Genomic DNA, 24,550 nt, shown 5'->3' on the forward strand with positions numbered 1-24,550 from the left:
CATGCTTCGTTTACTGTTCTGGATCGCCCTGATTGCCGCTGCGGTATGGTTCTGGCGCAAGTTCAAGGCTTCGACTTCCGCGCCCAGGTCCTCCGCCGAACTGGATGCCGCGCCAATGGTCCGCTGCGCGCATTGCGGCGTACACCTGCCCCGCGATCGCGCGCTGAACCTTCAACAACAATGGTATTGCAGCCAGGCTCACCTTGAGCAAGGCCCGGGCTCAAGTGATCGCTGAGACGTCCAGTCCCGGCGGCAAACAGGCCCAGCGACTGCTGCGCCTTTATCATCTCTACCGTTTAAGCGTCGGCATTACTCTGGTGCTGTTGATCTCCAGCAACATGGACAACCAGTTGCTGGCCTTCGCCAAGGACGACCTGCTGCGCAGTGGCAGCTGGTTGTACCTGGTGCTGAACATCCTGCTGGTGGTCTTTTGGGAGAGCACCCGACGGCCGGCACAGCTTTTCAGCCTCGCATTGGTCGATGTCCTGCTGCTGTGCGGCCTGTTCTATGCCGCGGGCGGCGTGGCCAGCGCCATCGGCAACCTGCTTATTGTCTCGGTGGCCATCAGCAACACCCTGTTGCGCGGGCGTATCGGCTTGTTGATCGCGGCGGTCGCCGCCCTTGGCATCGTCGGCCTTGGCCTCCTCCTTAGCTTCAGTCACCCGATCAGTCCCGGCGAGTACCTGCAAGTCGGCACTCTCGGCGCGCTGTGTTTTGCCGCGGCGTTGCTGGTGCAAGGTCTGATAAGGCGACTGGAAGTCAGCGAAAACCTCGCCGAACAGCGAGCCAATGAAGTGGTTGGCCTGGAAGCGCTCAACGCGTTGATCCTGCACCGCATGCGCACGGGCATTCTGGTGCTGGACGACCAGCGACGGGTACAACTGGCCAATCACAGCGCCTTGATCCTGCTGGGGCAAAACGACCTCGATGGTCAGTTGGTCGACGATTATTCGCCGACACTGGTCGAACGCCTTCAGCTGTGGTTCAACAATCCATCGCTGCGACCGCAAAGCCTGAAAATCGCCAGCAGTGGTGTGGAACTGCAACCCAGCTTCATTGCCCTGGACCAAGGCCCGAACCACCAGACCCTGGTGTTTCTCGAGGACCTCGCCCAGATCGCTCAACAGGCGCAGCAACTGAAGCTCGCCGCACTCGGTCGCCTGACGGCCGGTATCGCCCATGAAATCCGAAATCCACTGGGCGCCGTTAGTCATGCCGCGCAGCTATTACAGGAATCCGAGGAACTGAACGGCGCGGATCGGCGTCTGACACAGATTATTCAAGACCACTCTCAGCGAATGAATCGGGTTATCGAAAACGTCCTGCAACTGTCCCGCCGCCAGCAAACCGTGTCGCAACGGCTTGATCTGAAGCCGTGGCTGGAGCATTTCGTCGCCGAAACCCGTGAAGGCGCGACCGATCGCCAGTTGATTCACCTGCACATCGGCCCGGGCGACTTCAAAACCCTGATGGACCCGAATCAGCTGACCCAGATTCTCGACAATCTGTTGCGCAACGCCTGGCGCCATAGCGCCATGAGTCACGACCTGGCGCAGGTCTGGCTCGAGTTGTTTGTCGAGCCCGACAGCCAGTTGCCGACACTCGAAGTCCGGGACAACGGCCCCGGCGTGGCGCCGGACCAACAGACGCATTTGTTCGAACCATTCTTCACCACCAGTAGCCAGGGCACAGGCCTGGGGCTTTATCTGTCCCGTGAGCTGTGCGAAAGCAACCAGGCCCGCCTAGACTTCAAACCACGCCAAGGCGGCGGCTGCTTTCGCATCACTTTTGCTCACGGACGGAAACAAAGTTGAACATGAGCCCACGGCCAAAAGTCCTGATCGTTGACGACGAACCGGATATCCGCGAACTCCTGGAAATCACCCTGGGACGGATGAAACTCGATACCTACAGTGCCCGCAACCTTGGCGAAGCCCAGGCCTTGTTAATGCGGGAAACATTCGACCTGTGCCTGACCGACATGCGACTGCCCGACGGCACCGGCCTTGAGTTGGTGCAGTACATCCAGCAGCGTTACCCACACGTGCCGGTGGCGATGATCACCGCTTACGGCAGCCTCGAAACAGCGATCAACGCCCTCAAGGCGGGGGCTTTCGACTTCCTGACCAAGCCGGTTGACCTGACGCGCCTGCGCGAACTGGTCACCAGCGCCCTTAGCTTGCCGGCACCGGGTGGTGCCAGTACGGCCATCGATCGCCGGTTGTTGGGCGATTCACAGCCCATGCGCAACCTGCGCAAACAAATCGACAAACTTGCCCGCAGTCAGGCTCCGGTGTACATCAGCGGCGAATCCGGCAGCGGCAAGGAACTGGTCGCCCGACTGATCCACGAGCAGGGCCCGCGGGCTAATCAACCGTTCGTCCCGGTCAACTGCGGGGCGATTCCATCGGAGTTGATGGAAAGCGAATTCTTCGGTCATCGCAAAGGCAGTTTCAGCGGCGCCATCGAAGACAAACCCGGGCTGTTCCAGGCCGCCCACGGCGGCACACTGTTTCTCGACGAAGTGGCCGATTTACCCTTGGCGATGCAGGTCAAACTGCTCCGGGCCATTCAGGAGAAAGCCATTCGCAGTGTCGGCGGTCAGCAAGAAATGGTGGTCGATGTCCGCATCCTTTGCGCCACCCACAAAGACCTCGACGCCGAAGTCACCGCCGAACGCTTTCGCCAGGATTTGTACTATCGGCTGAACGTGATCGAACTACGCGTTCCCTCTTTGCGCGAGCGCCGCGACGACATCGAGCCGCTGGCCAGCCATGTGCTCAAGCGCCTGGCGGCCGGCAGCGGTCAACCCGCCGCAAAACTCCACCCGCTCGCCCTCGACGCGCTGAAGAGCTACCGTTTCCCAGGTAACGTGCGGGAATTGGAGAACGTGCTGGAACGGGCTTATACCCTGTGCGAGAACAAACAGATCGAAGCCAGTGACCTGCGATTGGCCGAAGGTAACTGCACAGCAGAGAGCGGCGTGCCGGACCTGACGCAGATCGACAACCTGGAAGATTATCTGGAAAACGTCGAACGCAAACTCATCCTCCAGGCTCTGGAGGAAACCCGCTGGAACCGCACGGCGGCGGCTCAGCGGTTGAATCTTTCATTCAGGTCGATGCGCTATCGGCTCAAGAAATTGGGTCTGGATTGAAGGCCCCTTCGCGGGCAAGCCTCGCTCCTACAAGTTTGAGTCGATCAATACATTTGTGAACGACGCAAATCCCCTGTAGGAGCGAGGCTTGCCCGCGAAAGCGATCTGGCAGGCAATAAAAATCTTGCCGTCAGATCCGCCCGGTCGGCGCATACGGCGCCGGATCAATAATCGGCGCCCTGCCCAACATCACATCCACAAACAACTGACACGACGCCGGCGCCAGCACCAGCCCATTACGGTAATGCCCGCAATTGAGCCAAAGTCCGTCGAACCCCGGCACCCGGCCAATATAGGGAATTCCCTCCGGCGACCCCGGACGCAATCCGGCCCAATGCCCCACCACTTCGGCATCCGCCAGCGCAGGAATCAACTCTACCGCTGATGCTTTCAGACTCTCCAGCGCCGAGCCGGTCGGCGTCTTGTCGTAGCCTTCATGCTCCAGCGTGCTACCAATCAGAATGTGCCCGTCGCGCCGGGGAATCGCATAACGCCCCTTGGCCAGCACCATACTCGGCAGGAAGTCTGCCGCGCACTTGTACAGAATCATCTGCCCTTTGACCGGTTCGACTGGCAATTCAAGGTCCAGACTCTTGAGCAAGTCGCCACTCCAGGCGCCAGCCGTCAGGACCACCTGATCACCGTGGACGAGGCCCTCCGAAGTCTGTACGCCGACAACCCTGTCGCCTTCACGAATAAACCCGCTGACTTCGCACTGCTCACGAATCGTCACGTTCGGCAGCGCCAGCAACGCTGCCTTGAGGGACTTTACCAGCCGCGGATTACGCACGTTGGCCACATCAGCCATATAGATCGCCCGGGAAAAACCGGGACCCAGCACCGGGACGGCATCGTGCGCCGCCGAGATATCCACAGCCCGCAACGGACGGTTTTCCCGCGCAGCCCAGGCCAACGCCTCGGCCTCGTCATCCAGATCCAGCCAGTACAGGCCGGTGGTATGCACTTCAGGATCAACCCCGGTCGCGGCGAACAGTCGCTCACCAAGTTGCGGATAAAAATCCTGGGACCAATGCGCCAGCGCGGTGACTGCCGGGCTGTAGCGCCATGGATAGAGCGGCGAAACGATGCCGCCACCGGCCCATGACGACTCCTGCCCCACACTCGAACGATCCAGCAACACAACACTTTGCACTTCGGACGCGAGATTGAACGCCGTCAACAGCCCAATCACGCCGCCGCCGACAATCACCACTTGCTGTTGCCTGCTCATGTTCTGATCCAACCGATAAATAGACAGAGGGCGCTAAAAGGCGCCCGAAAAAGGAACTCAGCGACCCCAGCAATCTTTGGTTACCAGCCCGGACGTCGCATTGACCATGCTTCTGACACCGGTGTTGGTGAGGGTGAAATCCCCGCACTTGTCGGTCGCCATCGCAGCGCCGGTCTTACGCGTTGCCGTCAGCAGGAAGGTCTGATCGTTCAGCGTCGGGGTGATGGTGTAGAAGTCGTTGCCGGCGCTCAGTCCGGTGGCAGCGGTATAGACATTGTTCTTCGAGTAGAACCGCTCAAGAATCTGCGCCTGTTCTGAAAGCAGCCCGGCCACTTCGGTACGGCGGCCCTTTTTCACGTACTCGCTGAGGCTCGGGGCGCCAATGGTAATGACGATCCCGATGATCGCAATCACGATCATGATTTCGATCAGGGTGAAACCTCGGTTGGATCTGCGCATTCCTAAACTCTCACTTACTGTATTTGTCGCCACATGATGCGACGGCTGCCGCCACCGGATTTTTCCACCAGGGTGCTGATGCCGCCACTGGAATCGTTCACGATCTTGCGAGTCGCGCCGTTGACGATGGCGTTCAGGGTCGGGATGCCACCGGTGAAAATCACTCCGCTGGACACCGTGTCCGTGCTGTCGACCGTCCCGTCGTTGTTGGTGTCGAGCACCGCGTAGTTGAGCATCTTACCGCTGAACGCATCCAGCTCGACCAGTTTGCCGGTACCGAAACTGGCACATGGGTCGGTGGTGTCCACACTCGCCGTGGTAAAGACGATCCGCCCCAGCACCAGACTGGCCTGATTGATCACCCTCTCACCCGTCAGCACGCTGTTGTACACCAGCGGCAGGTACCAGCCCTTCTCCCCCGGATAGGTCACGTCATTCTGGCTAGTGGTGATGAATTGCCCGGTGCTGCCCGAGAACACACCGGTCACCGCTTGAGCCTGCAAACTGGACACGGTGATCTGACCCGCGCCGCCCTCCGCATCCCACACGGCGTAGAACGCCTGCAAATCCTTGTTGGTCTTGTCGGCAGTCTCGTTGAATTTGCCAGTGCCGAAAAACACTTCCTTGCCGCCCAATGAATTGTCCGCCAGCAACGGCTGCACAGTAATTGGCTGGGTGGCGCCACCCGCCGTGGTAAACAGCGGCTTGCCGGAGAATGCCACACCCCAGGTGTCGGGGGCGGTAGCGCTCAAATCGAACTTCCATAATCGCCCTTTCAAGTCGCCACCATAGGCTGCCTGCACCACATTCTGCGAGTTGACCCTGAGCTTCACCGACGACAGGCCATTGCTGGTGTCGGTGCTGTCGACCACGATTTTCTTGATCAACGAGCCGTCACGAATGTCCACCACGTACAACGCCGCCACCCCGGTGTTGCTGCCATAACCGTTGGAAATGAACGCGGCCCAGCGACCGTCGGCCAAGCGTGCCACTTCCGGCCGTGCATAGGCATAACCCAGGTCATTGAAAACGTTCGCCGTGCTGGCGGTGGCCGGCGCACTGATTTCCCACAGCGCCTTGGTCACGTTACCCGCTGACGCATCGAACAGCTGCAACGCATAAAAAGTCCTGCCGCCGGCCCCGGTTCCGCCAATGGCCAGGGTTTTCCAGGCGCTGCTGAACTGGGCATCGAACACCCCGACCTGACCGTCGACCAGAAACTTGTGGCTCACACCGTTGATGTAGGTCGGGTCGGCGATGTAGCGCAGCGATGGCAACACGCTGGACGGCATATAGCCATAACGCCGGGTGCCATTGGCCGAGTTGATGACATTCACAAACCCGTCGTTGGCATTCACCACCAGGCTGGGACTCATGGTGGCGGCTTTGGTGGTCAGGTAGGTGCTGTAGGTGGTGTCGCCCACCAGATCGGAGGCGGTTTTGTCCGCGGGTGAAGCCAGTACGAGGGGGGAATTGATAATGTCCCCGAGCAGCACGCTGCGCACCTTGAGCCCGGTTTTGTTGGTGCCCTTGCTCCACTCCACCAGATCACTGCCGTTGATGCCGGTGGGCAGGCTTCGGCTGAGGGAGGTCTGCTGCGCCGGGGAGAAACTGGCATAGGCCAAGGTGACGGCGGCGTTGGTCAGGGTGTTCCAGGACTGGTAAGTAGGCGCTGTGGCACCGGGAACGACGGTGGTATCGGTCGTCCAGAGTGTCGCCGCAGTGTTGACGATGCCCGCCGAGGTGAAACCGAAGGACTTGATGGTGCCGCGCCAGTCTTTCGGGTCATAACTGGTCTGGAAGTAACTTGAATTGCTGGCCAGAGTGGTGCCGCTGGTGACGCCGCTACCACCGGAACCGGCCTTGGAGGTGATGTCGCTCAGCGCCGAGGACAATGCACTGTTGAGCCCTACGCTGTCGGTCGCCTGATAGTACTTGCCCTGCCCGTAATTGGCCGCGTCCGACAACATCTGGTTCGCGGCGGTAAAGCCCACGGTGTAGGTGTTCAAGTTCTGCTTGGGAAAATCCGCCGCATTCCAGCTTTTGCCTGCCAGATCGGTTCCTGTGGAGCGCATGTCGATGTCAAAGGCAAACTTGGCGATGTCATCCAGATACAGCGTGTCGCCCTCTCCGTCACCGCTCAGGTTGTCACCATCGTTATTCACACCATCCCAGTTGGGCAGACGAGAGCCACCGAGCGGATCGGTAGTCGAAAAAGTCCGGTCATAGGTCGGCAAGCCATCGGTAATTACCACACCGTAGTTTTTCTGACAGCGGTATTGAATCGGGCTGGTATAAGTCGCCGGTGTCGAGTTGTAGAACGGCGCCAACCCCCGAAAATAACGATTTATTTCATAGTAGGTTTCCGCCAATGGGGTATTGGCTATTGCATTCAAACCACCAATCGATGAAATCAGGTTGTCGAAGTTGGTTTGCGCCTGGCCTTGGGTGACGCTGCCGACAGGAGACAGATCACTGACAGCACGGACAATTAATCCGCCGGGGCCGGAGTTGCTGCTCGTGGGAGGATTGAACGTCGCCAGCCCGATACGCAGCGCGCGATTACTGGTTACAAGGTCTGTGGAAACGTCCTTCGCAACGTTCATTCGGAATTCATTGGGGATCGCCCCGGTACCACTGGTGAAATCCCTGCTCGAACCATTGGCCAAGCCCACCAGATAAGACAGATAGTCAGCCGTATAACGAGTGTTTTCATTGCCCACCGGGTCGGGCAGCTTCAAACAGATCGATGACAGTCCCAAAAAACCACGATAGAAACCGTACCAGTTGCCGTTCGTCGAACAACCGCCGCGATTCAGACTCGACAACAAAATATTGTTATCACTCATGTCCAGATTCTGGCCGTTCAAACATGACCCGTTGGAATTGCAAATCGCAATCTGCGCACGGTTGACCGTTGGATCGAAACCAGGCGCCCAAATGATGTTGTTCATGCTCCCCGAGTCGTCGATCAGCAGCATGACGTTCGGTGCGACGGCTGCGGCGCTCAACAGCGGAGAGTCCGACGGTGTGAAGGCATACGCCGGTGCGGACAGGTAAAGCCCCAGAACAACGCCGCTAAACAGCCGCCACACGCCGCCGCGCCTTTCAATACTTCGCATAAATACTCTCCACGACGCTGCGCGAGTTGCCCGCGATGCCGACGGCGGTCACCCGGTAAAGCGTCGCCGAGGTGTTGCTCGGCACATTCACGGCGTTGACCGCGGTGCCGATATTCTGCACCCCGTAAAAGCCCTTGCCCGAGGCGATCCAGGTCACGCCGGGGGTGGAACCGGGGCCGGCGGCGGTGACCGTCAACGCGTCCGACGGTGGTGCGCACTGGCTGCAGACCGGCAATGAATAGCTGTCCAGCTGTACCGCGCTTTCACCTACGCGTAACGCCGCTTCGGCGCCCTGGAACGACTGGTTGCGCAAGCTCACGCTGCCGGCCATTTTTTCCTGCAGCGTGGCGTTCTGCATCGACGAAAGACCAATCAGCGTCAGCAACAGCAGAAACACCAGGCTGACCAGCAGTGCCATACCTCGCTGGGCATGAAAAGTCATGGAGGCCTCCCTCATGGCAACCTGTTGCGCAAGGCGGCAACCACGGTGAAGGTTTGATTTTTAACCCGACTGCTCGGATCAAAGAGCGTCATCGTCAGGCGCACGCTGCGAATTCGCGCGGGGTCGGACGGGTTAGCGCTGTAGCTGGAAGCGGCTACATCAGTGGCGGAATTGGCGAGGCCGAAGAGCACGCTGAAGGCACTGACGTTATCGACCAGCACGAACTGCGCCGGCGTGCCGGGACCGGAGCCCATCATGATTTTGTTATTGCTGAAGCTGTAGATCAGCCGCCGGATCGGAAACGCCAACTGCCCCGATGTCAGAGCCGGTGGATTTGTATAAGCCGTCGCCGTGTTTCGACAATCGGAAACCACTGTCCAGGCGGGCGCCCCGCCACCCGCTCCCACATCGGCGGTCACCAGGGTCAATTTGAGGTTGGCATTATCCCAGCTGATCGGTGTTATCTGACTGACAGCGAAGCTCCCCCCCGTACTTGAATCGGCGATCGTCCCCAGGCAGCCAAACATGCCGACCATACGGACTTCCTGAATCATCTTGCTCAGCACAAAACGCGCATCCTCCTGCATGGCGGCGGCGGCGTTCTGGCTGAGGTAGGTATTCTTGGCGGCGATGAAAATCTGCACCACGCCCAGCACCACAATCAGGCTCAACGCGAGGGCGGTCAACAACTCGATCAGCCCGAAACCTCTGCTGAACCGCCTCATGGTGTTGCCACCGGGTCGACCGTGGCGCGACTGGTCAAGACAAAGCTGCGGCGCGAGTTGGTGACATTGGCGGCGCGCGAGTCATCCCAGGTGATGGTGATGGTGTACACCCGCTGGTTCAGCGTGACGGTGCCGGTGGCCGTCGCACCGCCGAAATTCACGATGTTGGTGGTGAAATCGTAGAGGTCCTGATCGCGGGCGACGTTCAGGTTGCCCGACGTCGGAGGCGTCACGGTGTAGTCGGCGCCGGAATTGGCGCGGATACGGTCCATCATGTCGTAGGCGATAAAACTCGCCTGGCTGGTCATCCGCGAACTGTCAGTGTATTTCAGCGCATTGAGCTGAATCGCCGCCGCGCCCAACAGCCCCACGGTCAGAATCACCAACGCGACCAGTACCTCGATCAGCGTCATGCCCTCCTGTGCATGTTTGCTCCGTTCCCTCATCCGCAACTTCCACCCAATAGAATTCGTCCGTTCAGGCACACATTCAGCGTCCTGCTTTGCGTCCCAAGCACGTAGCTGATCACCACAGGCGTGGACGGAGCCGACAAACCACCCAAATTGTTGAAATCGATGGCGGTCACTCCTGAGGGTAGCGTCAGACTCGCGCCGCTGCTCAGCGCTGGAACAACCCGCAATACATTGGCCGGTGTGCCAGTACTGTCATAAACCGCCAAGTCACCGGTCCAGACGCCACCAACTGCGGTCGGACGAACCCGGATGGAGACGCCGCGGTCGATGGCCTCAAGTCGTGCGAAATTGAGTCCGCGTTGCAAGTCACCAATTTCGGTGTCTGCCTTGGTGCCTTGCACCGATCGGGTAAACGCCGGCACGGCCAGGGTGATCAGGATCAAAAATACCGAGAGCGAGACCAGCAGCTCGATCAGCGTGAAACCTTTTGTACGATGATCCATCGGTGCCCTCCGTTGCCGTCGGCTATACCTGCTTCTACACGCTAGAACATTCGACCGACCGGCGTGCGGTTGATTTGCCATTACTCGCGTATGGATTGCGCGGGCCGCAGCACTCCACGGAGGGAGATGACATGCATCAGCGAGGTTTCAGCCTGATCGAACTGCTCATGGGACTGACAATTGCCGGGATTGTTCTGCTGTTGGTCAGTCCGGCGTTCGCGGCCCTTACAGAATCGAATCATCGTGAGGAGGCGGCGAAGTCTCTTGCCAGTGGTATTCGCAGCGCCAGGAGCGAAGCACTCGCGCGCAATCAAACCATCGTCATTCATGGCATCAACGACGACTGGGGTCAGGGCTGGCGCATCATTCTGGATATCAGCGGCAAAGGGCCAGAGGACAGCAGCAACCCGCTGCTGATTGAACGCGTGAGTGGTGCTCGGGTGCCGATTGTTGGCAATTGGCCGGTCAGGCGATACATCCGTTTCAGCCGTATCGGCGAACCACAGATGCCTGGCCGGGCGTTTCAAGCGGGGACGCTGCACTTTTGCACTGCCCGCGAACCGATCAGCCAGCTCCAGGTAGTGCTGGCCGCGACCGGGCGCGTCAGCCTGCGCAGCGATAAGGCTGAGCAGGCGCTGTGTCCAGGAGGGAAAAAAATTAAAGCAGGGAGCGCACGCGCAACTCTTTAGGCATGGAGAACGTGATGTTCTCCTCGCGACCCGCCAATTCATCGGCCCCGGTAGCACCCCAGGCCTGCAACTGCTGGATCACGCCACGCACCAGCACCTCCGGCGCGGAGGCGCCAGCGGTGATGCCGATACGCTCGACACCGTCGAACCAGCTCTTTTGCAGGTCTTCGGCGCCGTCGATCAGGTAGGCCGGGGTGGCCATGCGCTCGGCGAGTTCACGCAAGCGGTTGGAGTTGGAGCTGTTCGGGCTGCCAACCACCAATACCACGTCGCATTCGTCGGCCAGTTGCTTGACGGCGTCCTGACGGTTTTGCGTGGCGTAGCAGATGTCGTCCTTACGCGGACCACCGATCGCCGGGAAGCGTGCACGCAGGGCGTCGATCACACGGCTGGTGTCGTCCATGGACAGCGTGGTCTGGGTCACGAACGCCAGTTTGTCGGGATTGACCACCTGCAACGAGGCGACGTCTTTCTCGTCTTCGACCAGATAGATCGCGCCACCATTGCTGCCATCGTACTGGCCCATGGTGCCTTCGACTTCCGGGTGGCCGGCGTGGCCAATGAGAATGCACTCACGGCCGTCGCGGCTGTAACGCGCGACTTCGATGTGCACCTTGGTCACCAGCGGGCAGGTCGCGTCGAACACCTTGAGGCCACGGCCGGCGGCCTCAGTACGCACAGCCTGGGAAACGCCGTGGGCACTGAAGATCACGATGACGTCGTCCGGCACCTGCTCCAGTTCTTCAACGAAGATCGCCCCGCGAGCACGCAGGTCCTCGACGACGAATTTGTTGTGGACCACTTCGTGGCGCACATAGATCGGCGGCCCGAAGACTTCCAGGGCGCGGTTGACGATTTCGATCGCCCGGTCCACACCGGCGCAGAAGCCACGGGGGTTGGCGAGTTTGATTTGCATACTGTGCCTCGTGTCTTGCGCGCAAGAAATTAGAACATTACATCCCTGTAGGAGCGAAGCTTGCTCGCGAAAGCGGTGTGTCAGTCGACATTGATGTTGAATGTGATGACGCCTTCGCGAGCAAGCTCTGCTCCTACATTGGACCGCACTCGGTCAGTTACAGCGATTTGACGCTGATGATCTCGACGTCAAAGGTCAATGTCTTACCGGCCAGCGGGTGGTTGAAGTCGATGGTCACTTGCTCGTCATCGAATTCCTTCACCACGCCTGGCAGCTCAGTATTGGCCGCATCGTTGAAGATCACCAGCAAACCCGGGGAAAGGTCCATGTCCTTGAACTGCGAACGCGGGATGATCTGCACGTTTTGCGGGTTCGGCTGGCCGAACGCGTTCTCCGGCTGAATCATCAGCGTGCGCTTGTCGCCGGCCTTGAAGCCGAACAGCGCTGCTTCGAAGCCTGGCAACAGGTTGCCATCGCCGACCTGGAAGGTCGCCGGGGCTTTGTCGAAGGTGCTGTCGACGGTGTCGCCGTTCTCCAGGCGCAATGCAAAGTGCAAGGTGACTTCCGTGTTCTGGCGGATGCGTTGCTCAGCCAATACCTGTTCAGTCATGAACGGTTTCTCCGGTCTTTTTGCTTTTGAACATATCCAGCGCAAGCATCACGGCACCGACAGTAATCGCGCTGTCGGCAAAGTTGAACGCCGGGAAATACCAGCGGTTCTGCCAATGCACCAGAATGAAATCGATCACATGGCCCAGGGCGATGCGGTCATACAGATTGCCCAGCGCCCCACCCAGTACCAGCGCCAAAGCGACGGCCAACCAGGTTTCGTTGCGCCCCAGACGCTTGAGCCACACCACCAGCACCGCACTCACTACCACCGCGATCAGGGCAAACAACCAGCGCTGCCAGCCCGAGCTGTCGGCCAGGAAGCTGAACGCCGCGCCGGTGTTGTAGGCCAGGGTCCAGCTGAAATAATCGGGGATCACCACAATTTGCTGGTACATCTTCAACGAGCCTTCGAAGTAAAACTTGCTGGCCTGGTCGATGACCAAGACCAGCAAACTCAACCAGAGCCAGCTCAGCCGCCCAAAGCGGCCAATGGCGTTAAGCATAGTGACGAACCTCGCCCGCGCCGCTGATGTTGTCGACGCAACGACCGCAGATTTCCGGATGCTCCGGGTTCACGCCGACGTCTTCACGGCAGTGCCAGCAACGGGCGCACTTGGCGAAGGCCGACTTGACGATTTTCAGCTTCAGGCCGCTGACTTCGGTGACTACCGCGTCCGCCGGTGCCTGAACAAAAGGCGCCACGCTGGCGGTCGAGGTGATCAGCACGAAGCGCAATTCGTTGCTCAGCTTGGCCAGGTCGGCGCTCAGCGCGTCTTCGGCGAACAGCGTCACTTCGGCTTGCAGGTTGCCACCGACGGCCTTGGCCGCGCGCTGGATTTCCATTTCCTTGTTGACCGCGACCTTCACCGCCATGATCCGCTCCCAATAGGCGCGACCCAGTTCGACGTTGTCCGGCAGTTCGGTCAGGCCTTCGTACCAGGTGTTGAGCATCACCGATTCGTTACGCTCGCCCGGCAGGTATTCCCACAGTTCGTCAGCGGTGAACGCCAGGATCGGCGCGATCCAGCGCACCAGCGCTTCGGAGATGTGGTACAGCGCGGTTTGCGCCGAACGGCGGGCCTTGCTATTGGCGCCAGTGGTGTACTGGCGGTCCTTGATGATGTCGAGGTAGAAACCGCCCAGCTCCTGCACGCAGAAGTTGTGGATCTTGGAGTAGACGTTCCAGAAGCGGTATTCACCGTAATGCTCTTGCAGCTCGCGTTGCAGCAGCAGGGTGCGGTCCACGGCCCAACGGTCCAGGGCGAGCATTTCCTCGGCCGGCAGGATGTCGGTGGCCGGGTTGAAACCGGTCAGGTTGGAGAGCAGGAAACGCGCGGTGTTACGGATGCGCCGGTAGGCGTCCGCACTGCGTTGCAGGATCTGGTCGGAAACCGCCATTTCACCCGAGTAATCGGTAGAAGCCACCCACAGACGCATGATGTCGGCGCCCAGGGTGTCGTTGACCTTTTGCGGCGCGATCACGTTGCCCAGCGACTTGGACATCTTGCGGCCCGACTCATCTACGGTGAAACCGTGGGTCAGCAGCTCGCGGTACGGCGCGTGGTTGTCGATGGCGCAACCGGTCAGCAACGACGAGTGGAACCAGCCGCGGTGTTGGTCCGAGCCTTCCAGGTACAGGTCGGCACGCGGGCCGGTCTCGTGGCCCATTGGGTGCGAACCACGCAGGACGTGCCAGTGCGTGGTGCCCGAATCGAACCAGACGTCCAGGGTATCGCTGATCTTGTCGTACAGCGGCGCCTCGTCACCCAGCAGTTCGGCAGCGTCCATCTTGAACCAGGCTTCGATGCCTTCGACTTCGACGCGCTTGGCGACTTCTTCCATCAGCTCAGCGGTACGCGGGTGCAGCTCGCCGCTTTCCTTGTTCAGGAAGAACGGGATCGGCACGCCCCAGTTGCGCTGACGCGAGATGCACCAGTCCGGACGGTTGGCGATCATCGAGTGCAGGCGCGCCTGACCCCAGGCCGGGACGAACTGAGTTTCTTCGATGGCTTTAAGTGCGCGCTTGCGCAGGGTGTCGCCGCTAACAGGCTCTTTGTCCATGCCGATGAACCACTGCGCGGTGGCGCGGTAGATCAGCGGGGTCTTGTGGCGCCAGCAGTGCATGTAGCTGTGTTCGATGATGGTGGTGTGCAGCAGCGCACCGACTTCTGTCAGTTTGTCGACGATGGCCGGGTTGGCTTTCCAGATGAACTGGCCGCCAAAAAACTCCAGCGATGTCACGTAAACGCCGTTGCTCTGTACCGGGTTGAGGATGTCGTCGTTGACCATGCCGTATTTCTTGCAGGTCACGAAGTCGTCCACGCCGTAGGCCGGGGCAGAGTGAACCACGCCGGTGCCAGCGCCCAGTTCAACGTAGTCGGCCAGGTAAACCGGCGACAGGCGATCGTAGAACGGGTGACGGAAGTTGATCAGCTCCAGCTCTTTACCGGTGGTGGTCGCGATGACCGAGCCTTCCAGGCTGTAACGGGCCAGACACGACTCGACCAGCTCTTCAGCCAGCACCAGCAGTTTGTCACCGACGTCGACCAGGGCGTAGTTGAATTCCGGGTGAACGTTCAGCGCCTGGTTGGCCGGGATGGTCCACGGGGTGGTGGTCCAGATCACGATCGAGGCAGGCTTGGCCAGGGACGCCAGACCGAAAGCGGCAGCCAGTTTGGCTTCGTCGGCAATCGGGAAGGCCACGTCGATGGTCGAGGACTTTTTGTTTTCGTACTCGACTTCCGCTTCAGCCAGGGCCGAACCGCAGTCAAAGCACCAGTTCACAGGCTTCAGGCCCTTGAACACGAAACCGCCCTTGACAATTTCGGCGAGTGCACGGATTTCACCGGCCTCGTTCTTGAAGTCCATGGTCTTGTAAGGGTTGGCGAAGTCGCCCAACACGCCCAGACGGATGAATTCGGATTTCTGACCTTCGATCTGCTCGGTGGCGTAGGCACGGCACAGTTCGCGGGTCTTGTCTGCGCCCAGGTTCTTGCCGTGGGTCACTTCGACTTTGTGTTCGATCGGCAGGCCGTGGCAATCCCAGCCTGGAACATAAGGCGCGTCGAAACCCGACAGGGTTTTCGAGCGGATGATCATGTCCTTGAGAATCTTGTTCAGCGCATGACCGATGTGAATCGTGCCGTTGGCGTAAGGAGGACCGTCGTGCAGGACGAACTTCGGACGATCCTTGCCAATCTCGCGCAACTTACCGTACAGGCCAATGCTGTCCCAGCGCTGCAGAATCTGCGGTTCGCGCTGAGGCAGGCCGGCCTTCATTGGGAAGGCGGTGTCCGGAAGGTTTAGCGTGGCTTTATAGTCGGTCATTTAAGGCTCTTCATTAGCGATTGGCGCTAGGTGCGACAGGGCACGGGCGGCGGCGACATCCGCATTGATCGCCGTCTTAAGCGCCTCCAGAGAGGCAAAACGCTGCTCTTCACGCAGCTTGTGGTGGAAAACCACCGTCAAACGCCGGTCATACAGATCGCCGGCAAAATCTAAAAGGTGCACTTCGAGGTGGGCTTTGCCATCACCTTGAACGGTTGGCCGCACGCCGATATTGGCGACGCCTGGCCAGGTCTTGCCGTCGATGTCGACATTGACCAGGTAAACCCCGGACAACGGCACGCGACGACGCTTGAGTTGAATATTGGCAGTTGGCGTGCCGAGCTGGCGCGCCAGCTTCTGGCCATGCAGGACGCGCCCGGTAATTTGGAACGGCCGACCGAGCAAGCGTTCAGCCAAGGCAAAATCAGCAGCGGCCAATGCATTTCGCACCTGGGTGCTGCTGACGCGGATACCGTCCAGTTCAACGGTTTGCGCCGCTTCGACGGTAAAGCCCTGGAGGATGCCGGCCTGTTGCAGGAAATCGAAATCCCCGACCCGGTCGCAGCCGAAACGGAAGTCGTCGCCGACCTCCAGATGCTGCACGCCCAGGCCATCGACCAGAATCGTATCGACGAATTCGGCGGCACTCAGTTTGCTCAGACGCTGGTTGAAAGGCAGGCACAGGACCCGGTCGACACCCTCGTCGGCCAGCAGCTGCAGTTTGTCCCGCAGCCGGGCCAGGCGGGCCGGGGCCGTATCGGGGGCAAAGAACTCCCGCGGCTGTGGCTCGAAAATCACCACGCAGCTGGGCACGCCCAACTCGAGCGCACGTTCACGCAGCCTGACCAGGATAGCCTGGTGACCACGGTGAACACCGTCAAAGTTGCCAATAGTGGCGACACAGCCCCGATGCTGGGGGCGCAGATTGTGGAGGCCTCGGACCAGCTGCATAACGCGCTTCTTGCTCATAAAGTGGTCGATTATAACCACACCCGGCGGCCGACGACAGGCAACACCGTAACCCAAAGTGATCAAGCCGACAAAACCGCCGGCCCGCCCGTGTTTATCGAGGCAAGCGCCTCAGCTCAACGCCTTGCGATTGAAGTCACGCAAACGAAAGCCCATCAACAGCAACATGCCGAAATAAGCGACCACACCGGCCACCACCAATGCGCCCAGACGCAGAAAACGCTCCAGCATATGCCCCTGATCCCAGGCCGGCATAAAGTGCATGCCGGCGAGCAACACGCCGGACATGACCAGCACGGCAATCACCAGCTTGAGCCCAAACTTGCCCCAGCCCGGTTGCGGTTGATACATCTGCTGTTTGCGCAACTGATAGAACAGCAGCCCGGCGTTGATGCAGGCACCGATGCTGATGGCCAGCGCCAGGCCGGCATGCGCAAACGGACCAATCAACACCAGGTTGAACAATTGCGTGACGATCAGGGTGAAAATCGCGATTTTTACCGGGGTGCGGATGTTTTGTTGCGCATAAAAGCCGGGCGCCAGTACTTTGATCACGATAATCCCGAGCAAACCGACCGAATAAGCGATCAGCGCCCGTTGAGTCATGGACGCATCAAACGCGCTGAACTGACCGTACTGGAACAGCGAAACCGTCAGCGGCTCGGCCAGAATCCCCAAGGCCAGGGAGCACGGCAACACCAGCATGAAGCACAGGCGCAGCCCCCAATCGAGGATTCGCGAGTATTCGTGACGATCCTTGCTGGCGTAGGTCTTGGCCAGCGTCGGCAACAGAATGGTGCCCAACGCCACACCCAGCACGCCGGACGGCAATTCCATCAGGCGGTCGGCGTAATACATCCATGACACCGAACCAGCCACCAGAAAGGAAGCGAAAATCGTGTTGATGATCAGGGAAATCTGGCTGACCGAAACCCCGAGGATTGCCGGCAACATTTGCTTCAACACCCGCCAGACGCCGCTATCGCGCAGGTTCAGGCGAGGGAGTACCAGCATGCCGATCTTTTTCAGGTGCGGTAGTTGATAGAGCAATTGCGCCAGGCCACCGACCAGTACCGCCCAGCCCAGTGCCATAACCGGCGGGTCGAAGTACGGCGTCAGGAACACCGAAAAGACAATCATGCTGACGTTAAGCAGGGTCGGCACGAAGGCCGGCACCGAAAAACGGTTGTACGTATTGAGGATCGCCCCGGCCAGGGAAGACAGGGAAATCAATAATATGTAGGGAAAGGTCACTCTCAGCAGGCTGGTAGTCAGCTCGAACTTCTCCGGCGTATCGGTGAAACCCGGCGCCGTGGCCCAGATCACCCAAGGCGCGGCGATCATCCCCAGCGCCGTCACCAATGCCAGCACCAATGTCAGCAGGCCCGATACGTAGGCTACAAATGTTCGCGTCGCTTCCTCGCCTTGCTGGTTTTTATATTCGGCAAGAATCGGCACGAAAGCTTGAGAGAAAGCCCCTTCGGCGAAGATCCGCCGCAGCAGATTGGGCAGTTTGAAGGCGATAAAGAAGGCGTCCGTCGCCATCCCAGCACCAAATGTACGTGCGATGAGGGTGTCACGAACGAACCCCAGAATCCGGGAAAGCATCGTGATAGAGCTGACGGCGGCCAACGATTTGAGCAGATTCATTGAAAGAGTTTGTGCCTGTCGATAAACAGCAGGCGAACAAAGCGCCTACTTATGCGATACTCCGCGCCGCAGCAGCACAGAGCCAAAGCTCGCGAGTTTACAGGTCAAGCGCCGGAAATAAATATCCCGCCTCTTTATACCTACCACTTAGCGGAACGTCTCAACCGCCCTTGACAAGACATCAACTCATCGGCATGATTCGCGGCCTATTTTGTTTGCTATTTCCTAAAAAGTCTTTCGAGGAGCTCGACGGTGGCCAACACACCTTCCGCCAAAAAACGTGCAAAACAGGCTGAGAAGCGTCGCAGCCACAACGCCAGCCTGCGTTCCATGGTTCGTACCTACATCAAGAATGTAGTTAAGGCCATCGACGCAAAAGACGCTGAAAAAGCTCAAGCAGCTTACGTTCTGGCTGTGCCAGTTATCGACCGCATGGCCGATAAAGGCATCATCCACAAGAACAAGGCAGCTCGTCATAAGAGCCGCCTGAACGGTCACGTCAAGGCTCTGAACCTTGCTGTTGCCGCATAAGCGATAAGCTTGTTGAAAAACCGACCCTAGGGTCGGTTTTTTATTGCCTGCGATTTGGCAAAAACAACGCAAAAAAAATGTGGGAGTGAGCCTGCTCGCGATAGCGGTGTAACACTCAACATTGATGCCGACTGTTACACCGCTATCGCGAGCAGGCTCACTCCCACATTTCGATTTGCGTCAGTTTACTGGGCGTGCGCCCACGGCAGGATCGGGATCGCCGTCACCGCATTCTGCGGACTGCCTTCGATCAAGCGATCGCTGTAGACCAGGTACACCAGCGTATTGCGCTTCTTGTCGAGAAAGCGCACCACCTGCATCGTCTTGAATACCAGCGATGTGCGCTCCTTGAACACCTCTTCGCCATCCTTCAGCTCGCCCTTGAAGTTGATCGGCCCAACCTGGCGACAAGCAAGAGAGGCTTCAGCGCGATCTTCAGCCAGACCCAAGCCGCCCTTCACGCCGCCAGTCTTGGCTCGCGAAAGATAGCAAGTCACACCCTCAACCTTCGGATCATCAAACGCCTCGACGACGATACGGTCGTTCGGGCCGACGAACTTGAACACCGTCGACACCTGGCCAATCTCCTCGGCCGAGGCCAGCAGCGGCATTGCCAACAGCAGACCCAACAATCCTTTTGCCACACGCATTCAAATATTCCTTCAGACCAGAATCAAGTTATCGCGGTGAACCAGTTCCGGCTCCGCCATGTAACCCAACAGACCGACAATCGCCTCAGACGACTGACCGATGATTTTTTGTGCTTCCAGCGCGCTGTAGTTGGCCAGGCCACGGGCAATTTCACGACCGTCCGGCGCCACGCACACCACCATTTCACCGCGCCGAAAACTGCCCTGGACCAGTTTGACGCCAACCGGCAGCAAACTTTTGTTGCCCTGGGACAGCGCCGTCACCGCACCCGCATCCAGCACCAGCGTGCCACGGGTTTGCAGGTGACCCGCCAGCCATTGCTTGCGCGCCGCCAGCATTCCGCGCTCAGGTGACAACAGGGTGCCGATGCGCTCGCCAGCCTTCAGACGATCCAGCACGCGCTCAATGCGCCCGCCGACGATGATGGTGTGCGCACCGGAACGCGCCGCCAGACGTGCGGCACGCAACTTGGTCTGCATGCCGCCACGACCCAATGCACCACCGGTACCGCCAGCGACGGCATCCAGCGCCGGATCATCGGCGCGCGCTTCGTAAATCAGGTTTGCGTCGGGGTTGTTGCGCGGATCGGCGTCGAACATGCCGTCGCGATCGGTAAGGATCACCAGCAAGTCAGCCTCCACCAGGTTAGCCACCAGCGCCGCCAGGGTGTCGTTGTCGCCGAACCGGATCTCGTCGGTGACCACGGTGTCGTTTTCGTTGATCACCGGGATCACTTTCAGCTCGACCAACGCACGCAGGGTGCTGCGGGCGTTCAGGTAGCGCTTGCGGTCAGACAAGTCATCGTGAGTCAGGAGAATCTGCGCAGTATGCCGGCCATGCTCGGCAAAGCTCGACTCCCAGGCCTGCACCAGACCCATCTGACCGATGGCGGCAGCGGCCTGCAGCTCGTGCATTGCACTGGGTCGCACGCTCCAGCCCAGACGACTCATCCCCGCCGCTACCGCCCCGGAGGACACCAGCACCAGTTCGACGCCAGCCTCATGCAAAGCCACCATCTGCTCGACCCAGACACTCATTGCCGCGCGATCCAGGCCCTTGCCGTCAGCCGTCAGCAAAGCGCTGCCGATCTTCACGACCCAACGCTGCGCACCTGTCACCTTGCTCCGCATCATCTTCAACCTTAGCTTGAGGGCAGCGCGACCCAGCGCCGCCCGTAACGTTATTCGTGACTACCGATTTCCAGATACTAAAACGCCGCTCGATTGAGCGGCGCCTTAGAGAGCTGGCGTGCCAGCGATGATAACACCGCGATCAGACAGATAAACCGCCATCGCGGGCAAGCCTCGCTCCTACCGAATCAGTCACGCACGTAAATGATTTCCGGACCGTCTTCGTCATCCACATCTTCTTCGTCCCAATCATCGTCGCCGATGTCATGGACCGACTTCACGCCGCTGCGACGCAGGGCACGCTGATCATCCAGCGCCTGCAACTGGGCACGGGCTTCGTCTTCGATGCGCTGATCGAGTTCGGTCAGCTCTTCCTTGTAAGCCGGGTCGTTAGCCAGACGGTCAGCACGGTCTTCCATGTAACGCATGATGTCGTGACACAGACGCTCGGTGCCCAGCTTGGAGATGGCGGAGATCACGTAGACCGGACCGGTCCATTCCAGGCGATCAACGATTTCCTTGACGCGAGCGTCATGCTCTTCTTCAAGGATCTGGTCGCACTTGTTCAGCACCAACCAGCGATCACGCTCAGCCAGGGACGGGCTGAATTTGGTCAGCTCACTGACAATCACTTCAGCAGCATCCGGGGCGCTGGCGTCATCCAGCGGCGCCATGTCCACGAGGTGCAGCAGCAAACGGGTACGCGACAAGTGCTTGAGGAAGCGAATCCCCAGGCCCGCGCCATCGGAAGCACCCTCGATCAGACCCGGAATGTCCGCGACCACGAAGCTCTTCCAGCGATCGACGCTGACCACACCCAGGTTCGGCACCAGCGTGGTGAACGGGTAGTCGGCAACTTTCGGCTTGGCGGCCGATACGGAGCGAATGAAGGTACTTTTACCGGCGTTCGGCAAGCCCAGCAGGCCGACGTCAGCCAATACTTTCATTTCCAGCTTGAGATCACGCGCCTCACCCGGTTTACCCGGTGTGGTCTGGCGCGGAGCACGGTTGGTACTGGATTTGAAACGGGTGTTGCCCAGACCGTGCCAGCCGCCATGAGCCACCAGGAGTTTCTGGCCTGCCTTGGTCAGGTCGCCGATCACTTCCTGAGTCGCGGAATCGATGACAGTGGTGCCGACCGGAACACGCAGCACCAGCTCTTCACCTTTCTTGCCGGTGCAGTCTGTGCTGCCGCCGTTGGAACCGCGCTCGGCATCGAAGTGCCGGGTGTAACGGTAGTCCACCAGGGTGTTGAGGTTTTCGTCGGCGATCATGTAGACCGAGCCGCCATCACCACCATCACCGCCGTTCGGGCCACCGTTTTCAATGAATTTCTCGCGACGGAAGCTCATGCAACCGTTGCCGCCGTCACCGGCCTTTACTCGAATCGATACTTCGTCAACAAACTTCATAACAAAACGCCTCTCGTCATACGGACGAGCCGAAAAAATCTAGACATAAGACTCTTGCAAAAATGAGCGCAGCGACCTCAATCAACGACCGCAAATCCAGCGCTGGAGCCCATCACAGACAGCTTTGCAAGAGACTCACCCCACAAACGAAAAAGCCCCGTCGCGAGACAGGGCTTTTCCAGCAACTACGCAATTATGCCGCGACGACTTCAGTCTTCGGGACAATGCTCACGTAACGGCGGTTGAAAGCGCCTTTTACTTCGAACTTGATCACGCCGTCGATTTTAGCGAACAGAGTGTGATCTTTACCCATGCCAACACCGTAACCGGCGTGGAATTGGGTGCCGCGCTGACGCACGATGATGTTGCCCGGAATGATAACCTGGCCGCCATACATCTTCACGCCAAGGCGTTTGGCTTCTGAGTCGCGACCGTTACGGGTACTACCACCAGCTTTTTTGTGTGCCATGAGTCAATTCTCCTAGTGAGGAATTAGGCTGAAATTAAGCCTGAATACCGGTGATTTTGATCTCGGTGTACCACTGGCGGTGGCCCATACGCTTCATGTGGTGCTTACGACGACGGAACTTGATGATGCGGACTTTATCGTGACGACCTTGGGAGATCACTTCAGCCACAACGGTAGCGCCAGCAACAACTGGAGCGCCGATGTTCACGTCATCGCCATTGGCGACCAACAGAACGCGATCAAAAGTAACGGATTCGCCGGTAGCGATTTCCAGTTTTTCGATCTTCAGGTATTCACCTGGGGCGACCTTGTATTGCTTGCCACCAGTAACAATTACTGCGTACGACATGGTATTTCTCCGATAATCCTGCTCACCCAGCTCTTTATAAGAAGAGGTATTGGCTGGCATGGCTGCATAAGGCTGGAAGGCCTGTTTGCAATTGCGTAAGGCAGGTGCTGCCCAGGAAGTTCAGGGTGCGCGATTGTACGCAAGCTGCCGGGGCGATGCAAGGGGCCGTCCATCGTACCTTGACACCCGCCGACGTGGGTCCTAGCATGCCGCGCAACCCTTCTGGAGCAACTGTCGCTGATGCAACCCCAAGCTTTCTACCGCGCGGTGGCGGACGATTTTAGCGCCGTCGACGGCATCATCAAGAAGCAGCTGACTTCCCGAGTGCCGCTGGTATCGAAAATCGGCGATTACATTACCTCGGCTGGCGGTAAACGCCTGCGTCCTCTATTAGTGTTGCTGTGTGGCAAGGCCCTGGGCCGCGAAGGCGATGACCTGCGCCTGCTGGCCGCGACCATCGAGTTCCTGCACACCGCCACCCTGCTGCACGACGACGTGGTCGACATGTCCGGCATGCGCCGTGGCCGCTCGACCGCCAACGCTATGTGGGGCAACGCGCCAAGCGTGCTGGTGGGCGACTTCCTGTATTCGCGTTCCTTCGAAATGATGGTCGAACTGGGCTCCATGCCGGTGATGAAAATCCTTTCGCAAGCCACGCGAATCATTGCCGAAGGCGAAGTGCTGCAGCTGTCGAAGGTCCGCGACGCCAGCACCACCGAAGAAACCTACATGGAAGTCATCCGCGGCAAGACCGCGATGCTCTTCGAAGCGTCGACCCACAGTGCTGCAGCACTCTGCGAAGCTACATCGGAACAGTCAGAAGCCCTGCGTACATTCGGCGATCATCTGGGCGTGGCGTTCCAATTGGTCGACGACTTGCTGGACTACAAAGGCGACGCCGAAACTCTGGGCAAGAACGTCGGTGACGATCTGGCTGAAGGCAAACCGACCCTGCCGCTGATCTACACCATGCGCGAAGGTACGCCGGAGCAAGCTGCACTGGTGCGCAAGGCGATCCAGAAAGGCGGTATCGAAGACCTGGAAAGCATCCGCGAAGCGGTAGAAGCTTCCGGCTCGCTGGATTACACCGCGCAACTGGCCCGTGATTACGTGGCCCGAGCGATCAAATGCCTCGATGCGCTGCCAGCCAGCGAATACCGCGATGCATTGGTTGAGTTGAGTGAGTTTGCGGTCGCCCGCACGCACTAAAAGCAAATCCCATGTGGGAGCGGGCTTGCCCGCGAAGGCTGACTAACATTCAACATTGATGTCGACTGTTACTCCGCCTTCGCGGGCAAGCCCGCTCCCACAGGTCATTTAGCGCCCCGCCCCTCTCCCGCCTAAAACCCTATACAATGTGCGCTTTTAGCGATCCTGAACCCAAGGAGCTTTAGTGAGCACGTTGCCACCCTGCCCAAAATGCAATTCCGAATACACCTATGAAGACGGCGCTCAGCTGATCTGCCCCGAGTGCGCCCACGAGTGGTCCGCCAGCGGCGAAGCCGAAGCGGCGTCCGATGACACCGTGAAAAAGGATTCGGTGGGCAACGTCCTGCAGGACGGCGATACCATCACCGTGATCAAGGACCTGAAGGTCAAAGGCACGTCGCTGGTGGTCAAGGTCGGCACCAAGGTCAAGAACATCCGCCTGTGCGATGGTGATCACGACATCGACTGCAAGATCGACGGCATCGGCCCGATGAAGCTCAAATCCGAGTTCGTCAGAAAAGTCTGATTCTGTTGCCTTCCATCCCGCGCCCTGCGTGGGATGGTGCTTCACCCTCCCCCGCTGC

The 24,550-nt window shown here is 59.2% G+C and carries 25 protein-coding genes; 7 read left to right on the forward strand and 18 right to left on the reverse strand.

What is annotated here, in order from left to right:
- The first annotated feature begins 1 nt into the window (after position 1).
- From ACA051_RS25350 to ACA051_RS25360, 3 genes are read left to right on the forward strand one after another with little or no spacing between them, the layout of a single operon-like run.
- Positions 2-235 (forward strand): PP0621 family protein, encoded by a 234-nt coding sequence (locus ACA051_RS25350; RefSeq protein WP_497305546.1) that lies wholly within the window; start codon positions 2-4, stop codon positions 233-235.
- Positions 225-1,814, forward strand: a complete 1,590-nt coding sequence (locus tag ACA051_RS25355) for a sensor histidine kinase (RefSeq protein ID WP_497372378.1) — start codon at positions 225-227, stop codon at positions 1,812-1,814. Before ACA051_RS25350 ends, ACA051_RS25355 begins: the two co-directional genes overlap by 11 nt.
- Positions 1,815-1,816: 2 nt before the next feature.
- Positions 1,817-3,157, forward strand: coding sequence for a sigma-54-dependent transcriptional regulator (locus tag ACA051_RS25360; protein WP_497305548.1), 1,341 nt, complete (start codon positions 1,817-1,819; stop codon positions 3,155-3,157).
- 130 nt (positions 3,158-3,287) lie between these two features.
- On the opposite strand, the gene thiO is transcribed toward ACA051_RS25360, so the two are convergent.
- The 7 genes from thiO to ACA051_RS25395 are packed head-to-tail and all read right to left on the reverse strand — an operon-like array spanning position 3,288 to position 10,052.
- A complete protein-coding gene (gene thiO / locus ACA051_RS25365; protein WP_497305550.1) occupies positions 3,288-4,388 on the reverse strand; it encodes a glycine oxidase ThiO in 1,101 nt (366 codons plus the stop codon).
- A 57-nt stretch (positions 4,389-4,445) separates the two neighbouring features.
- Positions 4,446-4,847 carry a type IV pilin protein gene (locus ACA051_RS25370; RefSeq protein WP_497305551.1) on the reverse strand — a complete coding sequence of 134 codons (402 nt, stop codon included), beginning with the start codon at positions 4,845-4,847 and terminating at the stop codon, positions 4,446-4,448.
- 14 nt (positions 4,848-4,861) lie between these two features.
- On the reverse strand, positions 4,862-7,969 hold the full coding sequence (locus ACA051_RS25375) for a pilus assembly protein (RefSeq protein WP_497305553.1): 3,108 nt from the start codon (positions 7,967-7,969) through the stop codon (positions 4,862-4,864).
- Positions 7,956-8,426, reverse strand: coding sequence for a pilus assembly PilX family protein (locus ACA051_RS25380; RefSeq protein ID WP_497305555.1), 471 nt, complete (start codon positions 8,424-8,426; stop codon positions 7,956-7,958). Before ACA051_RS25380 ends, ACA051_RS25375 begins: the two co-directional genes overlap by 14 nt.
- Entirely contained in the window at positions 8,423-9,136 is a 714-nt protein-coding gene (locus ACA051_RS25385; RefSeq protein ID WP_497372380.1) for a PilW family protein, read from the reverse strand. The genes ACA051_RS25380 and ACA051_RS25385 overlap by 4 nt, the downstream gene beginning before the upstream one ends.
- Entirely contained in the window at positions 9,133-9,582 is a 450-nt protein-coding gene (gene pilV / locus ACA051_RS25390) for a type IV pilus modification protein PilV (RefSeq protein WP_497305559.1), read from the reverse strand. The genes ACA051_RS25385 and pilV overlap by 4 nt, the downstream gene beginning before the upstream one ends.
- Positions 9,579-10,052, reverse strand: coding sequence for a GspH/FimT family pseudopilin (locus ACA051_RS25395; protein WP_497305561.1), 474 nt, complete (start codon positions 10,050-10,052; stop codon positions 9,579-9,581). The genes pilV and ACA051_RS25395 overlap by 4 nt, the downstream gene beginning before the upstream one ends.
- 131 nt (positions 10,053-10,183) lie before the next feature.
- Between ACA051_RS25395 and ACA051_RS25400 the strand changes: the two genes are divergently transcribed.
- Positions 10,184-10,741, forward strand: coding sequence for a GspH/FimT family pseudopilin (locus ACA051_RS25400; protein WP_497310663.1), 558 nt, complete (start codon positions 10,184-10,186; stop codon positions 10,739-10,741).
- Here ACA051_RS25400 and ispH read toward each other — a convergent pair.
- The 6 genes from ispH to murJ all read right to left on the reverse strand — a co-directional run bounded on the left by ispH (position 10,710) and on the right by murJ (position 18,215).
- Positions 10,710-11,657 (reverse strand): 4-hydroxy-3-methylbut-2-enyl diphosphate reductase, encoded by a 948-nt coding sequence (ispH, locus tag ACA051_RS25405; RefSeq protein WP_497305563.1) that lies wholly within the window; start codon positions 11,655-11,657, stop codon positions 10,710-10,712. The two genes, ACA051_RS25400 and ispH, sit on opposite strands and share 32 nt — an antisense overlap.
- A 157-nt stretch (positions 11,658-11,814) precedes the next feature.
- Positions 11,815-12,252, reverse strand: coding sequence for an FKBP-type peptidyl-prolyl cis-trans isomerase (fkpB, locus tag ACA051_RS25410; protein ID WP_497310664.1), 438 nt, complete (start codon positions 12,250-12,252; stop codon positions 11,815-11,817).
- A gap of 7 nt (positions 12,253-12,259) precedes the next feature.
- Entirely contained in the window at positions 12,260-12,772 is a 513-nt protein-coding gene (gene lspA, locus ACA051_RS25415; protein WP_497305565.1) for a signal peptidase II, read from the reverse strand.
- Positions 12,765-15,596, reverse strand: a complete 2,832-nt coding sequence (gene ileS, locus ACA051_RS25420) for an isoleucine--tRNA ligase (RefSeq protein ID WP_497305567.1) — start codon at positions 15,594-15,596, stop codon at positions 12,765-12,767. The genes lspA and ileS overlap by 8 nt, the downstream gene beginning before the upstream one ends.
- A complete protein-coding gene (gene ribF / locus ACA051_RS25425; RefSeq protein ID WP_497372382.1) occupies positions 15,597-16,547 on the reverse strand; it encodes a bifunctional riboflavin kinase/FAD synthetase in 951 nt (316 codons plus the stop codon).
- Positions 16,548-16,676: 129 nt separating this feature from the next.
- Positions 16,677-18,215 carry a murein biosynthesis integral membrane protein MurJ gene (gene murJ, locus ACA051_RS25430; protein ID WP_497305570.1) on the reverse strand — a complete coding sequence of 513 codons (1,539 nt, stop codon included), beginning with the start codon at positions 18,213-18,215 and terminating at the stop codon, positions 16,677-16,679.
- Positions 18,216-18,467: 252 nt separating this feature from the next.
- Between murJ and rpsT the strand changes: the two genes are divergently transcribed.
- Positions 18,468-18,746, forward strand: coding sequence for a 30S ribosomal protein S20 (rpsT, locus tag ACA051_RS25435; protein WP_008154937.1), 279 nt, complete (start codon positions 18,468-18,470; stop codon positions 18,744-18,746).
- Positions 18,747-18,931: 185 nt separating this feature from the next.
- On the opposite strand, the gene ACA051_RS25440 is transcribed toward rpsT, so the two are convergent.
- From ACA051_RS25440 to rplU, 5 genes are all read right to left on the reverse strand, one after another.
- Positions 18,932-19,396: a CreA family protein gene (locus tag ACA051_RS25440; protein WP_497372384.1), complete on the reverse strand. Its 465-nt coding sequence runs from the start codon at positions 19,394-19,396 to the stop codon at positions 18,932-18,934.
- 12 nt (positions 19,397-19,408) lie between these two features.
- Positions 19,409-20,527, reverse strand: coding sequence for a glutamate 5-kinase (gene proB, locus ACA051_RS25445; protein WP_219096089.1), 1,119 nt, complete (start codon positions 20,525-20,527; stop codon positions 19,409-19,411).
- Positions 20,528-20,715: 188 nt separating this feature from the next.
- The gene (cgtA, locus tag ACA051_RS25450; RefSeq protein ID WP_497305572.1) at positions 20,716-21,939 is read right to left on the reverse strand and encodes an Obg family GTPase CgtA; all 1,224 of its coding nucleotides are present in this window, start codon (positions 21,937-21,939) and stop codon (positions 20,716-20,718) included.
- A 193-nt stretch (positions 21,940-22,132) separates the two neighbouring features.
- Positions 22,133-22,408: a 50S ribosomal protein L27 gene (gene rpmA, locus ACA051_RS25455; RefSeq protein WP_003215862.1), complete on the reverse strand. Its 276-nt coding sequence runs from the start codon at positions 22,406-22,408 to the stop codon at positions 22,133-22,135.
- Between the two features lie 34 nt (positions 22,409-22,442).
- Positions 22,443-22,757: a 50S ribosomal protein L21 gene (rplU, locus tag ACA051_RS25460; protein WP_003176051.1), complete on the reverse strand. Its 315-nt coding sequence runs from the start codon at positions 22,755-22,757 to the stop codon at positions 22,443-22,445.
- 240 nt (positions 22,758-22,997) lie between these two features.
- On the opposite strand from rplU, the gene ACA051_RS25465 reads away from it, so the two are divergent.
- Both ACA051_RS25465 and ACA051_RS25470 read left to right on the forward strand, forming a co-directional pair.
- Positions 22,998-23,966, forward strand: coding sequence for a polyprenyl synthetase family protein (locus ACA051_RS25465; protein ID WP_033054288.1), 969 nt, complete (start codon positions 22,998-23,000; stop codon positions 23,964-23,966).
- Between the two features lie 184 nt (positions 23,967-24,150).
- Positions 24,151-24,492, forward strand: a complete 342-nt coding sequence (locus ACA051_RS25470; RefSeq protein ID WP_010467527.1) for a zinc ribbon domain-containing protein YjdM — start codon at positions 24,151-24,153, stop codon at positions 24,490-24,492.
- Positions 24,493-24,550: the final 58 nt, after the last annotated feature.

The sequence above is a fragment of the Pseudomonas sp. LBUM1669 genome (genome assembly GCF_059695705.1).